Here is a 19,205-nt window from a genome sequence, read left to right as displayed (position 1 = left end):
CCGTTCGCTCGCCCGCTGTACGCAACCCGCCGCACTCGCGCGGCCTTATGTGGCGCATGCCAACCGATTTTAGAGACGGAATGACCTTTCCACGCCGTGGCCGCCTAGCGATGGGCGACGCCCTCTGGCTGTTACGCGCCGCCGATAAAGGCCGCGCCGCCGCCGCCGGAACGATCCACGACTACATCTATCCTTGTCCGATGGACCAATGCGTGCTGGAGCGCTGGCGGATCACACCCAAAGACTTCGACGAAGCGCTGAGCAGATATCCGACCGACGAGGAACTCTATGGATGGTTTCGCGAGCGCGTCTCCCCTGAGGACGTGCAGCGCGCCAACGACTGGCTCTTACGCGAGCGAGTTGAAAACCTCGACCGTCAGGACTCTGAAGAGACGGCGCCGGTGGAGCACCGGTAGATGGGTTCGATGATCGAGTTCCGCCGGCCCGACGCAAAGACCGCGCCCGGCTACTTCGCCCCTGCGCCAAAAGACGGTTCGCCCGGCGTCGTGCTTTTCGAGGAATGGTGGGGACTCGACGACCGGATAAAAGAGACGGCCGATCGCCTTGCGACGCACGGCTTCAGCGTCGTCGTACCGGATCTGTTTCGGGGGCGCTCTGCCGCCACAGGCGAGGAAGCGAACCACCTAATGGAGGGGCTCGATTTCGGCGATGCTGCGACGCAAGATGCCGCCGGCGCCGCAAGTTTTCTCCGGGAACGCGGCGCAAAGCGCGTCGGCGTAATGGGATTCTGCATGGGCGGCGCGTTGGCGCTGCTCGCCGAGATGCACGGTAATGAATTCGATTCAGCGAGCATCTGGTACGGCTATCCGCCGGCAGAGGCCGGCGATCCGGCCACGATAAAAGTTCCGCTGCAGGGGCACTTCGCGCTCGACGATGGTCACTTCACCATCGACGGCGTCGAGGAGATCGAACGCAAACTCAAAGCGGGCGGGGTCGGTTACGAGTTCCACCGCTACGATGCCCAGCACGGCTTCTACAATAAGGGCGAACCCGGCAAGGGCGGCCTCGGCCACTATCACCCCGAGCACGCCGAAACGGCCTGGCAGCGTACGGTCGAGTTCTTCAATCGCACCCTGAACGCATAACGCCGTTTAACGGTGGGGGAATTACGACGGGGCCGCCTTTTCATAGCCGGCCCCGTTTCTATCTTGGTGCCAAGGGCCCGGATCGAACGGGCGACACCGCACTTTTCAGGCGCGTGCTCTACCAACTGAGCTACCTTGGCACGCCATTTTGGCGAGCGCACCGCGAGTTCTTCGATTTTACTCGTTGACCGCGATGCGCTCGAGAGGCTGGCGACGCTGATGGGGCTCGAACCCACGACCTTCGCCGTGACAGGGCGACGCTCTAACCAACTGAGCTACAGCGCCAAGACGCGGCCGCCAACTCCGGAGACTTGGGCACGGTTGGGATTGAACCAACGACCCCCCGCGTGTGAAGCGGATGCTCTCCCACTGAGCTACGCGCCCGTGCCGGTGACGGCTCCTCTCCTTGGAGAAATAGATGACGTGACCCTTCCCACCCTGATGATTGCCGTCGTGGTAGCGGCGGCTGCCTCGGTTCACCTCCCGGTATCGACGAACGTTCCGGCCGCACAGGCGGCGATCGACCGGGGCCTCTTCCTTTATTATGCGTATAACGGCGACGAAGCGGCGCGAGCTTTTGAAGAAGCTGCGTCGCGCGACGCGGGCCTCGCGATGGCCGGCTGGGGAATCGCCCTCGCCGACGGGCCCGACCTCAATACTCCGCTCACCGCCGCGCAGTTTGGCGCGGCGCAGGGCGCCATCCGGCACGCCGTCTCCTTGGAAGCCGGGGCGTCGCCGAGCGACCGGAAGTACCTCGAAATCATGGCGACGCGCTACGCCGGAACGTTTGCGGACTGGCAACACGACGACGCGGCCTATCGGACTGCGATGCTCGCGCTCGCCCAGTCCTCAAACGACGAGAACGCAAAGTTGCTCGCGGCCGAGGCGCTGCTGGAACATGGTGGCCTCAACTGGCAGAACGGACAGCTCTCGAGCGACGAATCCCGAACCGCGCTAGAACTCGTACGGGCCGTTTTGCAAAGTGACCCGCGTAACCCGATGGCGAACCATCTCTGCGTACACATCTACGACCTCGCTCCCGATCGCCGGCCCGCCCTTCCGTGCGCGCAGCGCCTCGACGCCGCCGCCTTTCCAGCTGAAGCGGAACACCTCACGCACATGCCGGCGCACTATTGGATCGAGACGGGAGATTACGCCGCTGCGCTCGCTTCGAGCGAACGCTCCTACGACGCGCTGCAGAAGCTGGAAGAGACGCCTGCCGGAACCCAGCACGCGAACCGCTACGTAAAGCACGATATTATGGTCGGCTACTCGGCAGCCCTCATGCTCGGAAACTACGAGACCGCTCGCCTGTGGTCGCAACGCATCAGCGGAGCGTACAACTCGAGTCTCGGCGCCTTGACGGCGCTGCGCTTCGGCCGTTATCCAAGCGCCTACGCCGCACCTGAGGCATCCTACGGCAATCCCAGCGTCCGCGGACTTTCGGCCCTGCATCTGAACCGTGCTGCTGAAGCGACCAGCGCTGTCACCCATCTCCCACTCGGTTCGAACCATGGATACTTGCCGCAGTTCCTTCTCTCGCGCATGGCCGAATCAAAAGGGAAATACGGCGATGCGCAGCGCCTGCTCACGCAGGCTGCTGATAACCAAGCCGCGACGTATTCCGGCGAGCTGATCCCACTGATTCCCGCCGGCGAAGCGCTCGGGTTCTTCCAACTTCGGCGCGGCGATAACGCCGCAGCGATCGCTGCGTTTACGCAGACGCTCGCCGCGTACCCGAACGACCCGCGCGCCCTTTACGGCCTAGCTACGGCGCTAACCGCGGCCGGGCAGAATGCGGCCGCGCAGCGCGCGCGAGTGCGTTTCAACGATTTGTGGAAGGGCGCCGACACAACGTTGGCCGGCGCCGACTTCCCCTGACTTAGACGGCTTCACCGTTTCGCAGGCTGCGTGCCACCGCCGCCAGCACATCGCTCATCGCCTCGGCGAGCTCAGCGATGCGGATGCGCGTCCTGAAACTTCGACCGTCTGCTGCGAGGCGTGCAAGCCGCGAGCAGCGGGCGTTTTCCAGAGCATCGTCACGGCGAATCCGGATTTCGTTTGGAATCCAAAGATCCATAATTCGCCTCATTTTTATTGAAGATTTTGCAGGAAAACTGGGAAATGAAAAGGCCCCCGATTCTTGCGGAGGCCTTCGAAGACTTTACGAAACCGATGCCTAGATCGGTCCACTCTCCGAAGGTCCAACGCACAGCGACCCTACGCCCTGATTCGACGTAGTCCGGGGAAGCTGACGGTTAATTTTCATCGTGCCTCCTTAGCGGCGTGCGAGTGATATGCGCCACTTTATCACGCACGCGCAGGCCCTGTCAAACGCCGGGAAGGTCCGAAACGCCAGGCTGCGAACCTTCGCAGACGACGCGCACAGGCGCCGCGGGCGGTTAGCTCAGTGGGAGAGCGCTTCCTTGACACGGAAGAGGTCATAAGTTCAATCCTTATACCGCCCACCATCGAAAAGGCTCGTAGTCACAGGCTTTTTTTCATATCTTGACCGCTTCCTTTTCTGTAGGCCCGATTTCTGCCCTGACCACTTATTGACCACTTATCGCAGCAGGTTCCGGCGGCCCCCTTGAACGAATCGACGCCGCAATGGCACGAAGAGCGAAGGGCGAAGGCACACTGCGTCACCGCGTAGACGGTCGTTGGGAGGCGCGTATTCCTAACGGTAACGCGACGCCGAAGATAATCACCCGACGAACGAAGACCGCCGTTCTCAAAGCCGTCGAAGAGTACAAGGCCGAGTCGAAGCAGACCCCCGCGAACGACGTGACGTTCGGCACGTACTCCAAAGAGTGGCTCGAATCGGAGCGCCTCAGAGTGGCACCTGCAACGTACCTGAGCCGCGCAAACGTCATCAACGTCCACTGCGAGCGGCTCGCTGATAAACCCTTGCGCGAGGTCAATGACAACGACCTGCGCGTCATTCTCCGACCGCTGGGGGAAATGAACGTGCGCCCCGTCAAGGACGGCAAATACGTCTCCGTCGGACCGGCTACCCGCGAAAAGATTCGCTCCGTTCTTCATCTGATGTTCCGCACCGCGATTCGCAAGAAGCTCCTCGAATCCAATCCGGTCGAACTCATGGACCCCGAGCGGGTAACGCACGTCAAAGAGATTCGGTCCCTCACGAAGGCCCAACTGGCGCGAGTCTTCAAGGCCGCGAAAGGTAACAAGTGGGAGCCGTTCTTTCGTCTCGCTCTGGCGACGGGCGCACGCCCCGGAGAGCTTTGCGCGCTGCGATGGAGTGACGTTGACTTCTCGGCGAACAGTGTCTCGATTCGGGCGAGCCTCGGACGTGAGTCCGCCAACAGTACACGCCTAGTTCGAAAGAGGACGAAGACCGGAGCTTCTGCCCGAACGCTCGGAGTGGAAGCCGAGGCCCTTGACCTCTTGAAGTATAGATGGAAGGCGTTGGGCAAACCCACTCAGGGCCTTATCTTCTCCGTAAAGTCCCGAGAAGACGCCGCTCCGGTTCCCGTCAACCTGAGGAACCTGAATAGAGTCCTTTCTGCGATAGCGACCAAGGCCGGTATTGACAGCATGACCCTGTATGACTTCCGCCACACGTTCGCGACGCTCATGCTGTTTGCCGGAGAGGACCTAGTTACCGTCGCGCACCTGCTCGGGCATAAAGGCACGAAGCTCCTAATGACAACTTACGCGCACGTCCTCGACGATATGAAGAAACGCGCCGCTAAGACCGCCGGAAACATTCTGCGAAAGGCTTTGGAAGAACAAGAGCCGCCCATTATCGAGGTTCCTGTCCGGTTCGGGACCTTACTCAATAAGGGCGGGAGACTACCATCCTTCTAAGGTTTTCGGTGTAGCTGCGTCTTCGGCCTTCGCTAGACGAGTTGGTCCAAGCGCGCCCTAACGGCGGGAGTCACGCAGTCGGCGACTTCTTTCTGCGAGAGGTTCTGCGTTTTCGCAATGTGAGCGATGGCATCGTCAAGGCCAACGAATCCAACGAAGCCACGCTCGGCGAGGAGCCCTGCAGCAAGTTTAGTTGCGGCGGTACTTAAAAAGTTCTCGGTGCCGAGAAGCCGACTTACTTTTACGACGGATTCCAACCGTTGCGAGTGATTTGTCGCGGTCGTCCAGGCCTCGGCGGCCTTTTTTAGTTCGACTCTATCGCGTTGGAGCGCGCGAGCCGCTTGTACAGCGCGCGCGGCTTCTAGAGCATTAGGCATAGTTGATTTCTCCTCTTTTGATTTCGTAATCGGCGAGTGGGTGAGTCTTTGGCGTTCGGTTTCGCTGCGTGAAGTAACGCGCTGCGGCTGCATCGGTCTTACATTTGACGTGAAAGATACAGCCGGAATCTGAGTGGTCGCGCTTCTTGCAGCCGCACCTCACGCATTTTGGATTATTGACAGTCATCGCACAAGCGCTTAATAGGAACGTCGAGTGGTCCGCAAAGCTCTTGTAGTCTTTCCTTAAGATGCGCGTGCCACTCGCGCGTTTGCACGCCGGGAACGATAGTAGCGCGATTCCAGACCAACTCGGGATGCTCGACGTATTCAGGCTTGCCGAACATAACGAGCAGGCTCACGACCGCCTGGGAAACGTGAGTTGTAAATGGAAGTTCGCCCGTGTCCAGGTCTAACGGACCTATCACTAGTTCGAGGACTGCTGCCTGCGCCTCAGGCTCTGCGCTTAAGTTATTTACGGCGAAGCTGTATGCTAACTTCGCCGCGATGAGCTTTCGAAGCCGCCGTCGCTCTTCCAGCAGGTGACAAAGGCGCTCGTGGAGGGATTCTGCGTTCATTACCTTCTAAGCTCCAGCAGACGGCAACAGAGCTACGCGAATCCGCTGCGTCAGTATGGGCCTATCAAGCATGCCACGAATGGTCCACGACACGTACCTGTAGCCGATGCCTACCTTCGCGGCAAGCTCTTTGTACGTGAGTCCGCTTTGTTGGAACGCTTCCTGAAGGTCGCGGTTGGGGTTGACAGGACGGCCCTGGGACTTCTTGGGGGCTTCGAGTATCTCTGCGGCCTGGACTAGTCGGCGCGCCTCTTGGCGATGCTCCTTGGCTTGCTGCCGAAGTTGCTCGGCGAGTGCTTCTGTATCTTTCATTTCTTGGTCCTTGGTGGGAGTACAATGCGTCTAGCTGCCCGCTCTAGCGCGACCGCTTTTGACGTTAGGCGCTTTGCTTTCGTCCTCAGAGAGTCGGCCTCGTCTAGAAGTGTGACGATAGATTCGGCCATGGCCGTTGTCGCCGTACTCATCGGTAGCTCGTCAGACGGAAGTGTTGTGTTTGTTCTAGGAGGCATACGAGGTCGGGGAGGTCGGAAAGGTGCCTTAGTTCACCCGAGCGCTCGACTCGCACGGTACGACCGTCCGAAACAGCTAAACCAAAAGCGAGCCATCCGGTCGTCGTGATAAACGACGAGCCCGACAGAGGCCCGGCGCTAACAGCGCCTTCATTCACTTTGTGATGCGGAGCAGTATAACCAAAGACGTAGGTTGCAATACCTTCGTGTCCAAACCGCAGCGTACCAAAGGTATCAAGGACCTTGGAGACGCGTTGCGTATGAAGGTCGCCGAACATCGGCCGCTCGATTTGTAACGCGAAGGTATTAGCCGAACGGATTCCGAGATTTACTTTACCGAGTACCGTGAACCCGTTGTCAGGTTCCCTCGTCCAATCGACGGTGGAATGGTATGGCGCTTGAAAGATGGGAAGCACTGTGTACTCGAAACCTAACTTGACGAACTCGTCGGCTGCCGAGGTTGCATCTTCCGATAGCACAAGTGATTGCATTATTTGGAACCTTTCAAGGATTCTTTCCTGAGGACTTGGGCTAAGCGAACCAGGTCCTGGCCGCGTATCTTCGTAGAGATGAGGTCCGCATCTACGACACTCTCGGGCATCTGAGCGGAAAAAAACTCGACTGCTTTCCGAAGCACCGATGGCCGTCGTAGCAGTCCGTCTGCGTGGCGACTGAGCGATGCCGTCGAGATTTTGAAATCCGAGGCCAGTTCATACTGTGGCTTTCCCACAAGACTGACAAGTGCCCGGAAAAGGGTCTGTGTTTTCATAGGTTACTCCCATAACGAATAGTTGAAGGACTGCACGTTACGAACGAGCAGGGACAAAAAACGTAAATGTACTCCTGATTGACCGCGACACCACGAGCCCGAAGCCTCGACCAAAAGGCTCCAGGCTCGCATGCGTCTGACTTCACTGCGGAGACTCGTGAGTGACAGTCACGCCTTGTTGCCAAGGAATACAGTGAGCCCGGTTCCCGCGTGCGTCGCACACGGAAAAGGAGAGTAGCTGCTGCCGCTACAGGTGACGCCGCGAGGTCGAAGGAAGCCGAGGCTAACCATTCGACCTGCATACGTCTTGCTGAAGCCGCTGCGAGCCTCGCGATGACCGTCGCGCCCTGCAAAGCAGGGAGGCAGTGTACTCAGCAGGCAACTCAATCGCTCACCACGAGTTGCATTTCCCACGCCTTCTTCGTAAAGCGTGGAAAGTGTCAGTTCGAGACAGGAGGGGCGGCTGTTAGCAACCTCCCAAGATTGGTTCTTATTGGCGAAGCACTCGAAACTCTTTTGGCTAGATTTTGGTCTTTTGCGCGACGGGCTCTTCGCCAAGTCGAACCGTCGCTAACTTACGACTATTATTTTGCAATATGGCTCGTATCGCACGAGTTCGTTCTGGAAGCTCAAACCTCAGCACCTTCGACTCTTCGCAGACACGAGCGTTAGCGACTGGGCTTCCCCACGTCAGGCCGTCTCGCGTCGCCTGTAAACTGACTTCGACGTTACCACCTGTCGCACTGACGAGCAGACTCGTGAGTGCGTCGGTGCAGGCGAACTCCGCTTCACAACCTTCGGCGGACTGTAGTGTAACCGTGACCACTCAGGCCTCCTAGAAAAGAGAAAACGCCCGGCTGAGCGTTTTCGGAATGGATTGCGACAAAGGTCGCCGTGTCTTGATATGAGAGTTTAAACCCTCTCAAAGAAAGGGACACTCCTGTATACACTTTTACAAATAGTCTATGGGATTCTTCTTGTCGCGATGATAAATGCGGGACATCTTTAGGCGAAGGAGTTTCATCGTAAGGTAGTTGCTGCCTTGGACTCTCTTTTTCGCACGGTGAACCTCGGGGCCGACCCGGTCGCGAAACTGCTCGTTGCTTTTCATTCCGAAGTGGCGAGCGCAGAGCGTCTCGACGTTTTCCAATGTTCGACCCCTTTTGGGGTCTACGATTCGGACGAAAAGCTTTCCAGCGCAGTCGCCACCATTGTCCCAATCGTCCTGCGACGGTCGCTTTCTGACACAGCCGCCATCTCGCTCGATAACGCTGTGGCGGAAGGCATCGGTTTTTAGGTGACGCCTGTTCCGCTCGTGAGAGGCCCGGACTCGGTGACCCGGACGGCAGTACTGCTTCGGACCGCGAGCCGGGAAAGTCTTGATGCACTGCCCCGTTCGGCGAGAGCGATAGGCGCATCGGACCATCGGGGGGATGGTTTTGGATTTCATATTTAGTCCTTGGTCATTTCGGTAGTTACTGGTAAAACAAGCCACAGGTGTTTTTTACTAGTTCGCTTGAGATAAGCACCGCGAACCGTCTTGAAGCGCCCCAGCGGCCGCAAAGGGTACGGAATCGGTATCCTCGTCGTGTGGCTACGCGGCCACGGTCGGAAGTCTGGTCTAGTCGCGCAGGAGGGAATCGAGCTAACCCGACTTACCGAAAATCAGTTCGAGGTCACTCAGCCCCGGTTCCGCAAACAGAGTCCCGCAGCGCCGAAACAGTTCCACCTCTAGCTCGGCCGCAACGCGGTCGTCGAGACATCGTTGAACCTCAAGCTCCTTAACGATTTCGGCGGTCGAGAGGCCTTTAAAACGGTATGTCATCGTCGAGGCCATCTTCGAAGACGTTGCTAGTCTGTTCGCGGGAGTCGAGCCGCTTTGGAACCAGCCCAAAGTCCGCAGCAAGTATCTCCGCCTTTACGTCCGCGCGTACATCGTCGGGTACGTCGTCAGGAGTTCCTTCGAATGACTTGAGCCATGCAATCCAGTCTGACGCAGAGGTTGTCGTGGGGATTTGCGCTCGCTGCGCCTCATTGAAGCAGCCGTGCCGGATACGACTAAAGGGTAATCTCGCCCATCGTGTACTGATAGAATAGTCCTGACGTACACTCGCGGTGAAGGTACCAACGGGATTCTCCGGCGGCTTCTTCATTGATGCGACTCGGGGCCGGAACCAGACTGCGTGAAACCAGACCTTTGCCGGGCCGTGCTCCTCGACGAGCTTGTCTAACGCACCGTTATTCGGGGGGTCGCCGCCAACTCGGCGCAAGGCTTCTGCTGCAGCTAACCAGGCGTCGTTCTCATCGAGTTCTGCGCCGTCTTCGCTTTGCCAGGGGGTCCCGTCCGGGCCGATGCGGCGCTTGAGAAGCTCCTCGCTGGAGTAGTTGCTGACGTTGATGAGATTGTTCATGCTGTTCCTTCTGTTTGGTGCTGATGTGCCTGGAGAGACACATCGCCACTTCTGTTTCTTTATGTTGTCCGGCCTTAGCCGGACAGTACCAACACCTAAACATCCCAGGCCGACAGGCCTGAACAGAATCACAGTCTCTAAATCTAAGTCATCCTCGCCTGAGTTCTCTCAGGCTCCAAGACGTATAATAAATATATTTAGAAAACTGTTGCTCTGTGTTAAGTGTTCTTAAGTGTTCTTCTGTTAGCGTGTCTGCCGAGACACATCAGATGTGTCTGGTGGAGCACATCGAAGATGTGTCTCTGGAGACACATCACGCAGCCCTTGGAAGAGACTTAGGGGCCTTTACCTTCGTATGTCTCGGGTCGGCTTTGGCGGCCTCAACGGCCTTCTCGACCTCTGCGGCCGACAAAAGCTTCTGGTCACACAAAGCCAGCAGACCGCTAAGGTCGTAGCGGTTCGCGCGACCGTGCCGCACCCAGTCTATGAGTCCCGCCTCCTTTAGCTCCTGAAGTGCCTCCTTGACTGTATGCCGGGAACTCTTCGACAGGCCGACTTCGAGCGCGATGGTTTCGTACTCAGGAAAGCAGCCGCCGTTCTCGGCATTGCGATGCATAAGCAGCACGGTAGCGACCCCTCTTGCATTGAGGTCCAAGCTGGGGTGCTGCCACAGCGCCGGAGCGACTGCGTAGATGAAGTGCCGGGGTGTAAACTTAGCTTTTGTTGGCATTGTTGTTTCGCGCCTCATTGCAGCGAATATTGATGAGGTAACCGGACTTGCGAAGGGTAGAGCGACGGCGGCGTACCATCGTGGGATTCACGCCGAACCGCTTTCCGATGTTCCCTGAACCTTCTCCTGAAAGAATCGCATGGTCGAGCCTGGCGAAGAACGCCTCTTTTGAGTCCATGCTTTACTTCGCACCTTTGGGTTTTGGACCGACGATAGAACGGAAGCTCTCAAGGATTGTCCGAAGTCTTCCGCCGCTAGAGCCGGGAACGTCGAGCGCGCCGGTGTTATAGATGCTGACGATGACCGAAGCGACGCCGTCCGTGGCGATGAAGTTCTTGTGGTAACTGTGCTGCGTCGGCACTCCTACGAACGAATAGCCTCGTCGCTCTAGGAATAGAGAAACTAGCTCCAGCGTCTTGGTGTATCCGGTGTACTTCTGGAAGTCGTCAATCATTTAGCATGAACCCCTCGCGCTTTGCGCGTGGTAAATAGGAAGGAACGAACGTCCGTAACTAACGGCGTCGTAGTGTTGCTGTGAGCGGAACCGAAGGGCCTAAAACCCGACACGCCTCCAGTTCCGCTTCTGACTCGCCCCGATGAGTGGAGGGAACATCGGCCCCGTTCCAGCTGGTCCTTCGCGCAAGTCTTAACGGTTGCGCGGCGCTCTCTCTACCCTTGAGCCGAATCAAAGGGCAGGCCAGTAAGGAGTTGCAACCGGCTTCGTTCGCGAGCACGAGCAAACGTTACACCTCAAGTGCATTGCTCCTGAGCAACAAACAAAGCCGGGCACTGCTGCTCGACTTGGGACCTTCGATTATAGGGGTGCGACAAAAGTCGGTTGGGCTCTAGCCCGATTAGCCCCTCCACAATAATCGTCTCATACTTTCGATAGAAAGTCAAGGAATCAGCCAAAAATCATACGTGATTCGAATGCTTCTGTCAACCGCGCGCCTTCGCACGCCGTTAGGCCTAAGGTGAACACCACAAACGCGGCTCTCACCTTAAAAAGAGCCTCCTCCCGGAACCTGCCACGCTGCGAAGGCCGCACGATGGCGTTTATCGAACACCTGTTCGCTATGGCGCGCAGGCCGGGCTCCGAGTCAGACGACCCCGACTCGTTCGCGGTCGCGAAGGCGAAGGAGACAATCAAGCAGCTTTCGCCTGAGGCACGGGCCTTTCTAATGGCATGGTTCGTGAAGTTCTACGGCGACTCGGGGATGATGTTCACACCGTCTTACACGCAGCGCCGCAAGCGCGTTGTTGTTGATGAAGAATCGTACTGGCTCGTAAAGATTCCCACAAAGTGACGCAAGAATGCGTCTCTTGTGCCCCTAGAACGTCTCGCATCCTCAATAACCGACGGCGTAACTCATTTATCGTTCGACAGTTGACACGTTTCAATCATGTAGTCGGCTGAGTAGAAGCGAGGCACCTGTACCCGCGAAAGTGCTAAACTCACAAGTATGACCGGACAACAAGATGCGCGTTCATTTCATGCCTGGAGCTATCTTTGGAGTGTGTTAGGGTCCCTAACGGCTACAGCTATCCTAATCGTCGTTCCTAAAGCTGTCGGCATCGCGGACATATTTGGTAAAGTCGCCTCAAACATACCTTTGTGGATTTCCTTCCCGGTGACGTTCCTTGCTCTACTCGGCCTAATCAGCATTGTTCAGCGAGTGATTGCATTGTCACAGCCCGAAAGACTGCACTTTGGGAACTTAGGCCCCATCACGGTGGCACCGCAGCCTCGAGGCAAGGACATTGATATAAGCTTACGCAGCATTGCTCCGCTTATCGTCCTGTTCACGACCCAAGTACCACAAATAAGCCTCACCCTTCGCCTTACGAACCTTTCGCTCTACGACGTTGAGGTCACTCACCTAAAAGCCGTGGTCTGGTTCTCACAACCAACCACTGAGTTAATCCTTTCTGCAGCGCTTGAACTAAGAGCCCGCTCAATCAGAGACGATATATATTTGAATAAGCTCCTTGAAGGTAAGGTCGCCGATGTTGTCCGAGCGTTTTTTGACCGCGACGAACCTACGAAACAAGTCCATATCGACATAACAGTCAGCGGCACGTCTGAGGGCGGCAGTTTCCAAACCGGCCAGCACTTCAGTCTTGGACAGCACGACATCAAAGGGATTGAAAGATAAGCGAACGGTGGACAACGTAAGAAGTGCGCTAACCCCGGCCGCGAACACCTTATGCGTCGAAGCGAGCAACCTGCTCAAAAAGAACATACAGAAGCTAAAAGAGGGCATTGCCAAGAGTGAGCCGGAGCAGTACCTACGGGACTGGGCAATCGTCTTGGGAGTGCTTGCGCGCGACGTGTTCGATTCAACCGTCATTCTCTTAAACGCTGGGCAGCTTCGTGGCGCGAACATGCTCAGCCGCGCCCTCGTGGATTATGACATTCGCTTGCGTTATTACGTCGTTCAATACATGAACGTGCGCGACAAGTACAAGAATAAAGCGCATGTTATGCTAAAGGATAAAATGGAGACCGCTCGTGACTGGGATAACTGGAACTACAAGCTCGGGAAAGTGCTAAATCTCTACGACCCCTCCGTTTGGCCTGAAGAGGTTCGCGAGAGCCTGACCAAGCTTATGAAATCTGAAGAGAAGGAACGCGGCTCGGCTTTTGCTGACATGGTGGCATTTTTGCTCAAGCATGAAGTCAGAGTGCGCCAAGTGATTTCCTATTACGCGGCACCTATGCATGACCGATACTCCAGCATGCGGGCGAACTGGAGGATGCAAAGTGCCTTCTTGCACGGGGACCAGGTTATCATCAGCGATGTAATCGAGTTTGATGGTGACGGCAAGAGGACGGGTAACATAATCGAAATTGGACCGGCAAGCCCAAACGTCATCCTATTTACCGCTCTTGACCACGTATTAGAGTTGCTCGCCTCCTTTGAAGAGATTCACGGCGACGCATCAGGGAAAGCCGCTTTCAAGGACAACGTCGGCGCTGTTTGGCACAACGAGTACGTGCCTCCGCAACTGTCCTCGTAGCCCTAGAACGGAGACATCGACCTTTGGTCTAGATACTCCATGACTGGTCGATTTTGCTTAATCACCCATTGGTCGTTTAGTATAGGCTGCGCGGGTGCTACTACAGTCTCGCCTGTCTCGTAGATTTGATACCGCGCTGGGTTCGGTGAATGGACCGTCGCCGTTACGTCGCTGTTGTTGACGAACCAAAATGTACCCAGACCACCGGCCGGAACCGAAAGAAACGGGCTTGTCTCTATGCCAATGGTGCGCGTCTTCGTGACGCCGGTCATCGCAAGTTGGACTTCCAAGAGGGGTAAACTCCCGAAGTTGAGCACCTCGCACCTCAAGAAGTCATCGGCCTTCGAGCGAAGGTACTGACCGACGAGAATGTCTCTGCTCAAACGGTCGCTAGATTCGAAACCGTCAGGAGAGTGGGGCTGAAAGTCGATGACTCCGTCCCCGTCCTTCGCTTCTTCTCTCGACGCCGTGTCACACAACCGGACGATAACGACCTTCCGCTCCAAGGACGTTTCCTCGTAGGTAAGTTGGGCGACCTTGTGCGTATCGTAAGCTAACACGCCGTGACCGCGGCGAGAACAACAGTTCCGAAGGCGACGACGTATGCTGCTCCAGTTTCGAAGTTCGTGCGACGAGCCATAGATGGCCTCTTACTCGGACGCTTCAGGGGACGCCACCTGCCCAGGGTAGCTCATCGTCCGTAGAAAGTAGGATTGGTCCCTCATCACCACAGACTGCGGTGTAAAGCGTACCATGAGGTCGAGGTTCTCGATTACGCTCCGCACAAATGCCGGATTCCAGTCCTTTTCTTCCCCGAGGTAACGCCCAAGCAGCCGATATAGGCGAGCCTCGTCCAGCTTCTCTACGGTCGCGGTTCCCCGCATTCCGACATGCAGCAAGACGCCCCGGTCAAGATGGAAGTCAACGAAGCCAAGAGCGCAGCGCGGTTCATCTTTAACCCGTTTCGGGAAGCTATCGCTCGACGTACCGACTAGCCAGACAGCACCGTCCTCCCAAAGAAACCACACCGGAGACTCACGCGGGCCGTCCGCCGATGCCGTTGCGAGGTGCGCCATTAACGGCCGCGCTAGAAAGGCATCGAGGTCAAATGGCTCGCCGCTTCGTTCGAGAATCATATAGGAGGGGTAATGGCGCGTAAAGAGTTAGGCGCTGCGTCCGTGAAAGCGTCGCGCTTCTTTCCGGCAGCGGTCTTGACTACCTTCAAGGAGTTGAGTACACGGGAGAGTCTCCGGCGCTCCGTCCTCCCACCCCGTACTGTGGAACTCGTGACCGTCCGCGCAACGATAGTCGGCTGATTTTGATGCTGTGCTCACACGATTTACCTCGTAGGTTAAGGAATGGTACTCGTACTTGTGCTGCTGCTAGTGCTTGCGCTAGAAATCGAAGCTGGGCAGAGGTTACTGAAGATACTCATCGGGCAAATGCCTTTCAACAGAACCGCTAACACAATAATGGAGCCGAGGACCGCCGCTCCAAGCAGTACCTTCTTCACGACGAGTGAGGTTCGACCATCGAGGCTGAGCACCTACTCGACGCAGTCTGCGAGGTCACGAAGTAAGGACTAATGGCTTTCCGCAAACAGAGGGGTCCTGGTGCGACTAACTATAAAGAGAATGAATGAAAAAAGCTTCTCTTATTCGTACTCGCTTACGGGGCTACTTTGATAAGCACGCCAAACCTCTTACGGTTGCCGCAATAGCGAACCACCATACCGACGTAAAAATGGTCACTCTTAACTATCATCTTCAGCAGATGCTCAAAGATGGCTTCCTCATCAAACCTAAGCGCGGTACATACCAGAAGAACTCCGGTCATCAGACTATCGAACAGAAACGGCAGACCGTAGCGCACCATATCGCAACGAACGGCTCTCGCATTCAAAGTGGCGAACCTTGGAAGCCCGGCCTTGAAGCATTGACAGAGACAGTCAACCCCGTAGCCTTTGCCCTTCTCGGGCGCTCGTTCGGCGAGTCCATCGTCGAACGGATGAGTGCTGCAGGCTTTACAAAGGCCGACGTGAGATTTATCGAGTCGCTGTTGTCGCGAATCTATCCGCTGACTACGGCGCAAAGGACGCAGGCAGAACGTGCTCATAACGTCGAGACCTAGGGAAGCAACTGAGAACACGTTTTGGCCGAAACTCCTTGCTAGAAACATACCTCGTGGAGGGCTGGCAATGAAATCGTGAGCACAACCCACGGCTCATGCTAACGGGCCAATCCCACGGATAAACGGAACAGACCGCGCACTGCTCTGACATTCATAGGAAGTAGGATTGGTCTCTCGCGACAACAGAGTGCGGAACGAAGCGAACCATGAGGTCGAGCGGATAGATAACGGCCCGCGCGAACTCCGGGTTCCACTTCTCCTCTGCGCCGAGGTACCGTTGAAGCAGACGATGCAGCCGCGCGGTATCTAAAGGTTCTACAGTCGCCGTCCCGCGCATTCCGACGTGCAATAAGAGGCCGCGCTCAAGTTGAAAGTCTACAAAGCCGATAGCGCATCGTGTATCGTCCCGAATCCGCCTAGGAAAGCTATCGCTCGACGTACCGACGAGCCAAACTGCGCCATCTTCCCAAAGAAACCAGACCGGAGACTCGCGGGGTCCATCTGCCGAAGCGGTAGCCAGGTGCGCCATCATTGGACGCGCCAGAAACACGTCAAGGTCGAAAGGCTTGCCGCTTTGCTCGACTATCACCGTCAAGCGGTTACCGTCAGTTTGAAAAAGTCCCGCTTACTTTTCTTCCAGCGGCCCCGTTTCCGAATCCACCTATGCTAGACGTATTGCCAAGCGCAGCCCTTCGCCGACCCCTTCTCGTTGAAATGGTGACACGGCGCGAAGCGCGTTCCCGCCTCGACGTGGTCTTCGATATAGTCATGTTCGACGCACTGTACCTTGCTGGTCTTCGGTACGATTTCGCCGGGCTTGTAAGTTTGAGCCATTGTGATGCGCCCCCTCGTACTGGAGAGTTCCGATATTCGGGAGACTTCAAACGGATTGCAGCCCAAAGAGACGTAGATTGCCGATTTCCCATAACCGGGTCACTTTTGTGGTTACGCTTTAACGAGTTCCGGGTAAGAAAATAACGGTTGGGAACTCTCGCTCGACCCTGAGGCTCTGATTCGACTGCGTCACACTTTCGCGCCGGGGCCTCGGCTTCCAGAAGATACGGCCACCGAGGCCGAGCCTCATAACTGCACGTCAGGACTGGCGATTCCTACCTCGCGAGGCCCAAAGCCCAATAAGGCCTATCGGGAGGAGCCACGACAAGTATCGCTCAGGAGAGACCCTCTCGTAATGAAGGTCGCAAGGCGAGGACGAGCATCACGGCCGGAAAGTCGCGGAAGATGAGTCGGATAGTTTCTGCAATCGTTTTATTCTGCCCCCGCGCATCTTGCCGTCGAGGGTAAGCTGCACCATTTCATGCGCAAGCGATTCTAAGTCTTCGTCGGACTTCCGTTCAAGTTTTTCGGAGGTACAGATGCATTGAACGCGGAGCTTTGCTTCTCGTACGCTGAGCATCGCAGGACGATTAGCGTACGAATCAGCGGCTCGCCGAATGGAACTCGAAAGACGGTCAGCTTCCGTCAGTGTCTGAGCGGTCACCTTTGAAACTCTTCCGAGGGTGCTGCCGCCACTTGAGCCTCGGAACGAGCAGCATCAACGCTTTCGTGCAGTGGCCATATTGCGCCCAAGCCGGATAGGTTCAAAAGGCGGCGCATCTGACGTGAAGGGACGATGCGTGAGTACCCGAGTTCATGGCGCATTCTTTCCTGCTGCACGTTAACGAGTGCACCCAAAACAGTAGAGTCAGTGTAAGTTACTCCCGTCATATCAAGTACGACGTTCTGGTGGGTCAGCGCAGGTTCTAGAAGCTTCGCCAACTCATCGCGCGAACTAAGGTCCCATTCACTCCGCACAAATGTGACGACTACGGGGTCGAGGTCTGCCATAAGGGCCTTTCGAACTGGGTTACGATGCTCGTAGATGTTACGAGGCTTTGAACTCCAGACTAAATCCCTAGGCAGCGCTATCGGGGACAGCGTAGAGGGCGGAGGTTTATTACTTCGGTGGGCGGCAACGGCTTACCCGCAAAAACGCCGCCTATATTTTCGAGAATCGAGAATCACGGATTGCCGAGGCATTTCTATTAGGGACCCATCCCCCGGTATCGAATCTAGAAATGAGACGTGATGGTGGGTGTGTGCTGGCGCGTCGGCGAGCCGGATTCCTTTGCTGTTGCATCCCATCCCCCGGTCTAGCTCTCGACTCGCGACACAAGTAGGTGGCGCGGGACTTTAGACTGGATTTAGCCGGTTTCAGTGCCGAAACAAACCTTGACCGAACGTCTATGATTTGTTACAGTCCTTCTATGAAGTGTCGATTGGTCGCATACTACCGCTGTTCGACGGAGAGACAAGGTCGTTCTCGTCTCGGTCTTGAGGGTCAGGAGGCCGCAGTCAAGCAGCACGTCCAGTCCACAGGCTGTGAACTAATCGGTGAATACACTGAGGTCGAGTCCAGCCATCGCGACGACCTCGACAACCGCCCTGAGCTACGGAAGGCCATCCGGCATGCGAAGCGGACGAAGGCCACACTCGTCATCGCCAAGCTCGACCGCCTGACGCGCAGTGTCTACGTCACCGCCGAGCTTATGAAGTCCGGTGTCGAGTTCGTAGCTTGCGACAATCCAACCGCGAACCGGCTGACCATCCAAATCTTAGCCGCTGTAGCAGAACACGAGGCCGAGGCCATCTCTGCGCGTACTAGGGCCGCCCTTGCGGCATACAAGGCCCGTGGCGGCCGTCTCGGTGCAAGCTTGCCGCAGTGCCGGAACTTGACCTACAAAGCGCGCCTGATGGGCGGGAAGGCCGCTGCAGCCATGCATGCCAAGCGCGCCGACGAAGCCTACGCCGAGGAAGTCTATCCGCGCGTCAAAGCTCTCGCGCGTCGTAACCTGTCACTTCGTGCAATCGCTCGCGCGCTTAACGACGAAGGTCATCAAACGCTCAACGGTAGGCAGTGGACAGCCGTCCAGGTCACCCGTGTTTTCGAGCGGCTCGGGCTGGAGTAACTGTCGGGGATTTTTAGCCCTGCCAGGCCCTTTGGAGTCCCGAGAGTATTTTCTAATAATCGTCGCTTAGTTTGGCGTTTGAGCACGAAACCTGCCTGTAGTCTGTTAGCACCCTGCCGCAGCCTATAGCCATTATTTTATTTGAGGTTTTCAAGCTAACGAATGCATGCTAACATGCTCGGAAATACCCACCGGCGCACGTCTATTGAGACGAGGCGACACTTCATATAAGGAGACACCTTGAGCGATTTTGAGACTGTCGATTCGGAGGCAGAATATTTTCCTCTGTTAGTTCTTGAGAATCCGCCCGAAGTAGTTTCCGTAATGCTCGACGATATTCGAGCCGAACTAGGCGCAGAGGTCGTAGATTTTCTACAGCAAGCCAGAGTCCTCGGACGAGTCGTAGCTGTGCTACTGGAATGCAAAGCCGCAGGGCACACTCCGAACCTTTTGGAGGCGGCCTGTCTCGCAGGAGTCGAACAGGAAATCGGAATCCTATTGAGAGCGCAGCATCCGATGACCTTCACTATAGAAGACCTTGACGACATCATCGCTCACGCTTTACCGGCCATGTCGGAGTTCGAGGCGGCTGCCATACGTCGAGAGGCCGCGTAGCTGCGCCTTAGAAGTGTCTCTCGACTCAGACACTGGGAGAGGTATTCGGAGGCCTAGGCGGCGTGATTTTGGAGCAAGGACTCTGGTGAAAAGACCGGAGCCTTCTTCTTTGCCTTTGGCACCTGTTTTACGGTACTGTGGCTGCGTTCCAGCACTGGCCGG

The 19,205-nt window shown here is 56.7% G+C and carries 21 protein-coding genes and 4 tRNA genes; 12 read left to right on the top strand and 13 right to left on the bottom strand.

All coding sequences use genetic code 11. The features are described 5' to 3' along the window. Positions 1-80: 80 nt before the first annotated feature. Positions 81-416 (top strand): DUF5069 domain-containing protein, encoded by a 336-nt coding sequence (locus VGG51_13925; GenBank protein HEY1884125.1) that lies wholly within the window; start codon positions 81-83, stop codon positions 414-416. Beyond that, the gene (locus VGG51_13920; GenBank protein ID HEY1884124.1) at positions 417-1,106 is read left to right on the top strand and encodes a dienelactone hydrolase family protein; all 690 of its coding nucleotides are present in this window, start codon (positions 417-419) and stop codon (positions 1,104-1,106) included. Positions 1,107-1,170: 64 nt separating this feature from the next. Here the strand turns inward: VGG51_13920 and VGG51_13915 are convergent. The 3 genes from VGG51_13915 to VGG51_13905 all read right to left on the bottom strand — a co-directional run bounded on the left by VGG51_13915 (position 1,171) and on the right by VGG51_13905 (position 1,490). Then, a tRNA-Phe gene (locus tag VGG51_13915) sits at positions 1,171-1,246 on the bottom strand. A 68-nt stretch (positions 1,247-1,314) separates the two neighbouring features. Further along, positions 1,315-1,391, bottom strand: a tRNA-Asp gene (locus tag VGG51_13910). A 27-nt stretch (positions 1,392-1,418) separates the two neighbouring features. Next, positions 1,419-1,490 (bottom strand) — tRNA-Val (locus VGG51_13905). A gap of 39 nt (positions 1,491-1,529) precedes the next feature. Between VGG51_13905 and VGG51_13900 the strand changes: the two genes are divergently transcribed. Then, positions 1,530-2,987 carry a tetratricopeptide repeat protein gene (locus tag VGG51_13900; protein HEY1884123.1) on the top strand — a complete coding sequence of 486 codons (1,458 nt, stop codon included), beginning with the start codon at positions 1,530-1,532 and terminating at the stop codon, positions 2,985-2,987. 1 nt (position 2,988) lies between these two features. Here the strand turns inward: VGG51_13900 and VGG51_13895 are convergent, their stop codons facing one another. Beyond that, on the bottom strand, positions 2,989-3,186 hold the full coding sequence (locus tag VGG51_13895) for a hypothetical protein (protein ID HEY1884122.1): 198 nt from the start codon (positions 3,184-3,186) through the stop codon (positions 2,989-2,991). Between the two features lie 316 nt (positions 3,187-3,502). On the opposite strand from VGG51_13895, the gene VGG51_13890 reads away from it, so the two are divergent. Together VGG51_13890 and VGG51_13885 are read left to right on the top strand one after the other, a co-directional pair. Continuing rightward, positions 3,503-3,577, top strand: a tRNA-Val gene (locus VGG51_13890). 139 nt (positions 3,578-3,716) lie between these two features. Beyond that, a complete protein-coding gene (locus VGG51_13885; protein ID HEY1884121.1) occupies positions 3,717-4,940 on the top strand; it encodes a site-specific integrase in 1,224 nt (407 codons plus the stop codon). Positions 4,941-4,972: 32 nt separating this feature from the next. On the opposite strand, the gene VGG51_13880 is transcribed toward VGG51_13885, so the two are convergent. The 4 genes from VGG51_13880 to VGG51_13865 form a co-directional block, all read right to left on the bottom strand. Next, complete coding sequence (locus VGG51_13880) at positions 4,973-5,410, bottom strand: hypothetical protein (GenBank protein HEY1884120.1); 438 nt, start codon at positions 5,408-5,410, stop codon at positions 4,973-4,975. An 80-nt stretch (positions 5,411-5,490) separates the two neighbouring features. Continuing rightward, positions 5,491-5,892, bottom strand: coding sequence for a hypothetical protein (locus VGG51_13875; protein HEY1884119.1), 402 nt, complete (start codon positions 5,890-5,892; stop codon positions 5,491-5,493). Positions 5,893-5,898: 6 nt separating this feature from the next. Beyond that, positions 5,899-6,204 (bottom strand): hypothetical protein, encoded by a 306-nt coding sequence (locus tag VGG51_13870; GenBank protein ID HEY1884118.1) that lies wholly within the window; start codon positions 6,202-6,204, stop codon positions 5,899-5,901. Between the two features lie 148 nt (positions 6,205-6,352). Beyond that, positions 6,353-6,892 carry a hypothetical protein gene (locus VGG51_13865; protein ID HEY1884117.1) on the bottom strand — a complete coding sequence of 180 codons (540 nt, stop codon included), beginning with the start codon at positions 6,890-6,892 and terminating at the stop codon, positions 6,353-6,355. Between the two features lie 1,320 nt (positions 6,893-8,212). Between VGG51_13865 and VGG51_13860 the strand changes: the two genes are divergently transcribed. Further along, positions 8,213-8,467, top strand: coding sequence for a hypothetical protein (locus VGG51_13860; GenBank protein ID HEY1884116.1), 255 nt, complete (start codon positions 8,213-8,215; stop codon positions 8,465-8,467). Positions 8,468-8,978: 511 nt separating this feature from the next. On the opposite strand, the gene VGG51_13855 is transcribed toward VGG51_13860, so the two are convergent. The 3 genes from VGG51_13855 to VGG51_13845 form a co-directional block, all read right to left on the bottom strand. Further along, on the bottom strand, positions 8,979-9,581 hold the full coding sequence (locus VGG51_13855) for a hypothetical protein (GenBank protein HEY1884115.1): 603 nt from the start codon (positions 9,579-9,581) through the stop codon (positions 8,979-8,981). Positions 9,582-9,894: 313 nt separating this feature from the next. Further along, positions 9,895-10,329 (bottom strand): helix-turn-helix domain-containing protein, encoded by a 435-nt coding sequence (locus VGG51_13850; GenBank protein ID HEY1884114.1) that lies wholly within the window; start codon positions 10,327-10,329, stop codon positions 9,895-9,897. 163 nt (positions 10,330-10,492) lie between these two features. Further along, entirely contained in the window at positions 10,493-10,765 is a 273-nt protein-coding gene (locus VGG51_13845) for a hypothetical protein (GenBank protein HEY1884113.1), read from the bottom strand. A gap of 520 nt (positions 10,766-11,285) precedes the next feature. On the opposite strand from VGG51_13845, the gene VGG51_13840 reads away from it, so the two are divergent. The 3 genes from VGG51_13840 to VGG51_13830 all read left to right on the top strand — a co-directional run bounded on the left by VGG51_13840 (position 11,286) and on the right by VGG51_13830 (position 13,332). Continuing rightward, a complete protein-coding gene (locus tag VGG51_13840; protein HEY1884112.1) occupies positions 11,286-11,618 on the top strand; it encodes a hypothetical protein in 333 nt (110 codons plus the stop codon). A 156-nt stretch (positions 11,619-11,774) separates the two neighbouring features. Then, complete coding sequence (locus VGG51_13835) at positions 11,775-12,467, top strand: hypothetical protein (GenBank protein ID HEY1884111.1); 693 nt, start codon at positions 11,775-11,777, stop codon at positions 12,465-12,467. Between the two features lie 7 nt (positions 12,468-12,474). Further along, positions 12,475-13,332: a hypothetical protein gene (locus VGG51_13830; GenBank protein HEY1884110.1), complete on the top strand. Its 858-nt coding sequence runs from the start codon at positions 12,475-12,477 to the stop codon at positions 13,330-13,332. Between the two features lie 650 nt (positions 13,333-13,982). Here VGG51_13830 and VGG51_13825 read toward each other — a convergent pair. Then, complete coding sequence (locus VGG51_13825) at positions 13,983-14,468, bottom strand: pyridoxamine 5'-phosphate oxidase family protein (GenBank protein ID HEY1884109.1); 486 nt, start codon at positions 14,466-14,468, stop codon at positions 13,983-13,985. Positions 14,469-14,970: 502 nt separating this feature from the next. Between VGG51_13825 and VGG51_13820 the strand changes: the two genes are divergently transcribed. Continuing rightward, positions 14,971-15,462 carry a hypothetical protein gene (locus VGG51_13820; GenBank protein HEY1884108.1) on the top strand — a complete coding sequence of 164 codons (492 nt, stop codon included), beginning with the start codon at positions 14,971-14,973 and terminating at the stop codon, positions 15,460-15,462. A 666-nt stretch (positions 15,463-16,128) separates the two neighbouring features. Here VGG51_13820 and VGG51_13815 read toward each other — a convergent pair. After that, positions 16,129-16,296: a hypothetical protein gene (locus VGG51_13815; protein HEY1884107.1), complete on the bottom strand. Its 168-nt coding sequence runs from the start codon at positions 16,294-16,296 to the stop codon at positions 16,129-16,131. Positions 16,297-17,738: 1,442 nt separating this feature from the next. Here VGG51_13815 and VGG51_13810 point away from each other — a divergent pair. Then, complete coding sequence (locus VGG51_13810) at positions 17,739-18,428, top strand: recombinase family protein (GenBank protein HEY1884106.1); 690 nt, start codon at positions 17,739-17,741, stop codon at positions 18,426-18,428. 240 nt (positions 18,429-18,668) lie between these two features. Next, positions 18,669-19,043 (top strand): hypothetical protein, encoded by a 375-nt coding sequence (locus VGG51_13805; protein HEY1884105.1) that lies wholly within the window; start codon positions 18,669-18,671, stop codon positions 19,041-19,043. The last annotated feature ends 162 nt before the right edge of the window (positions 19,044-19,205 follow it).

Origin of the sequence: Candidatus Cybelea sp. (assembly GCA_036489315.1) — a bacterium.
Classification (GTDB): domain Bacteria; phylum Vulcanimicrobiota; class Vulcanimicrobiia; order Vulcanimicrobiales; family Vulcanimicrobiaceae; genus Cybelea.
This window is presented reverse-complemented; position numbering and strand designations above follow the sequence as displayed.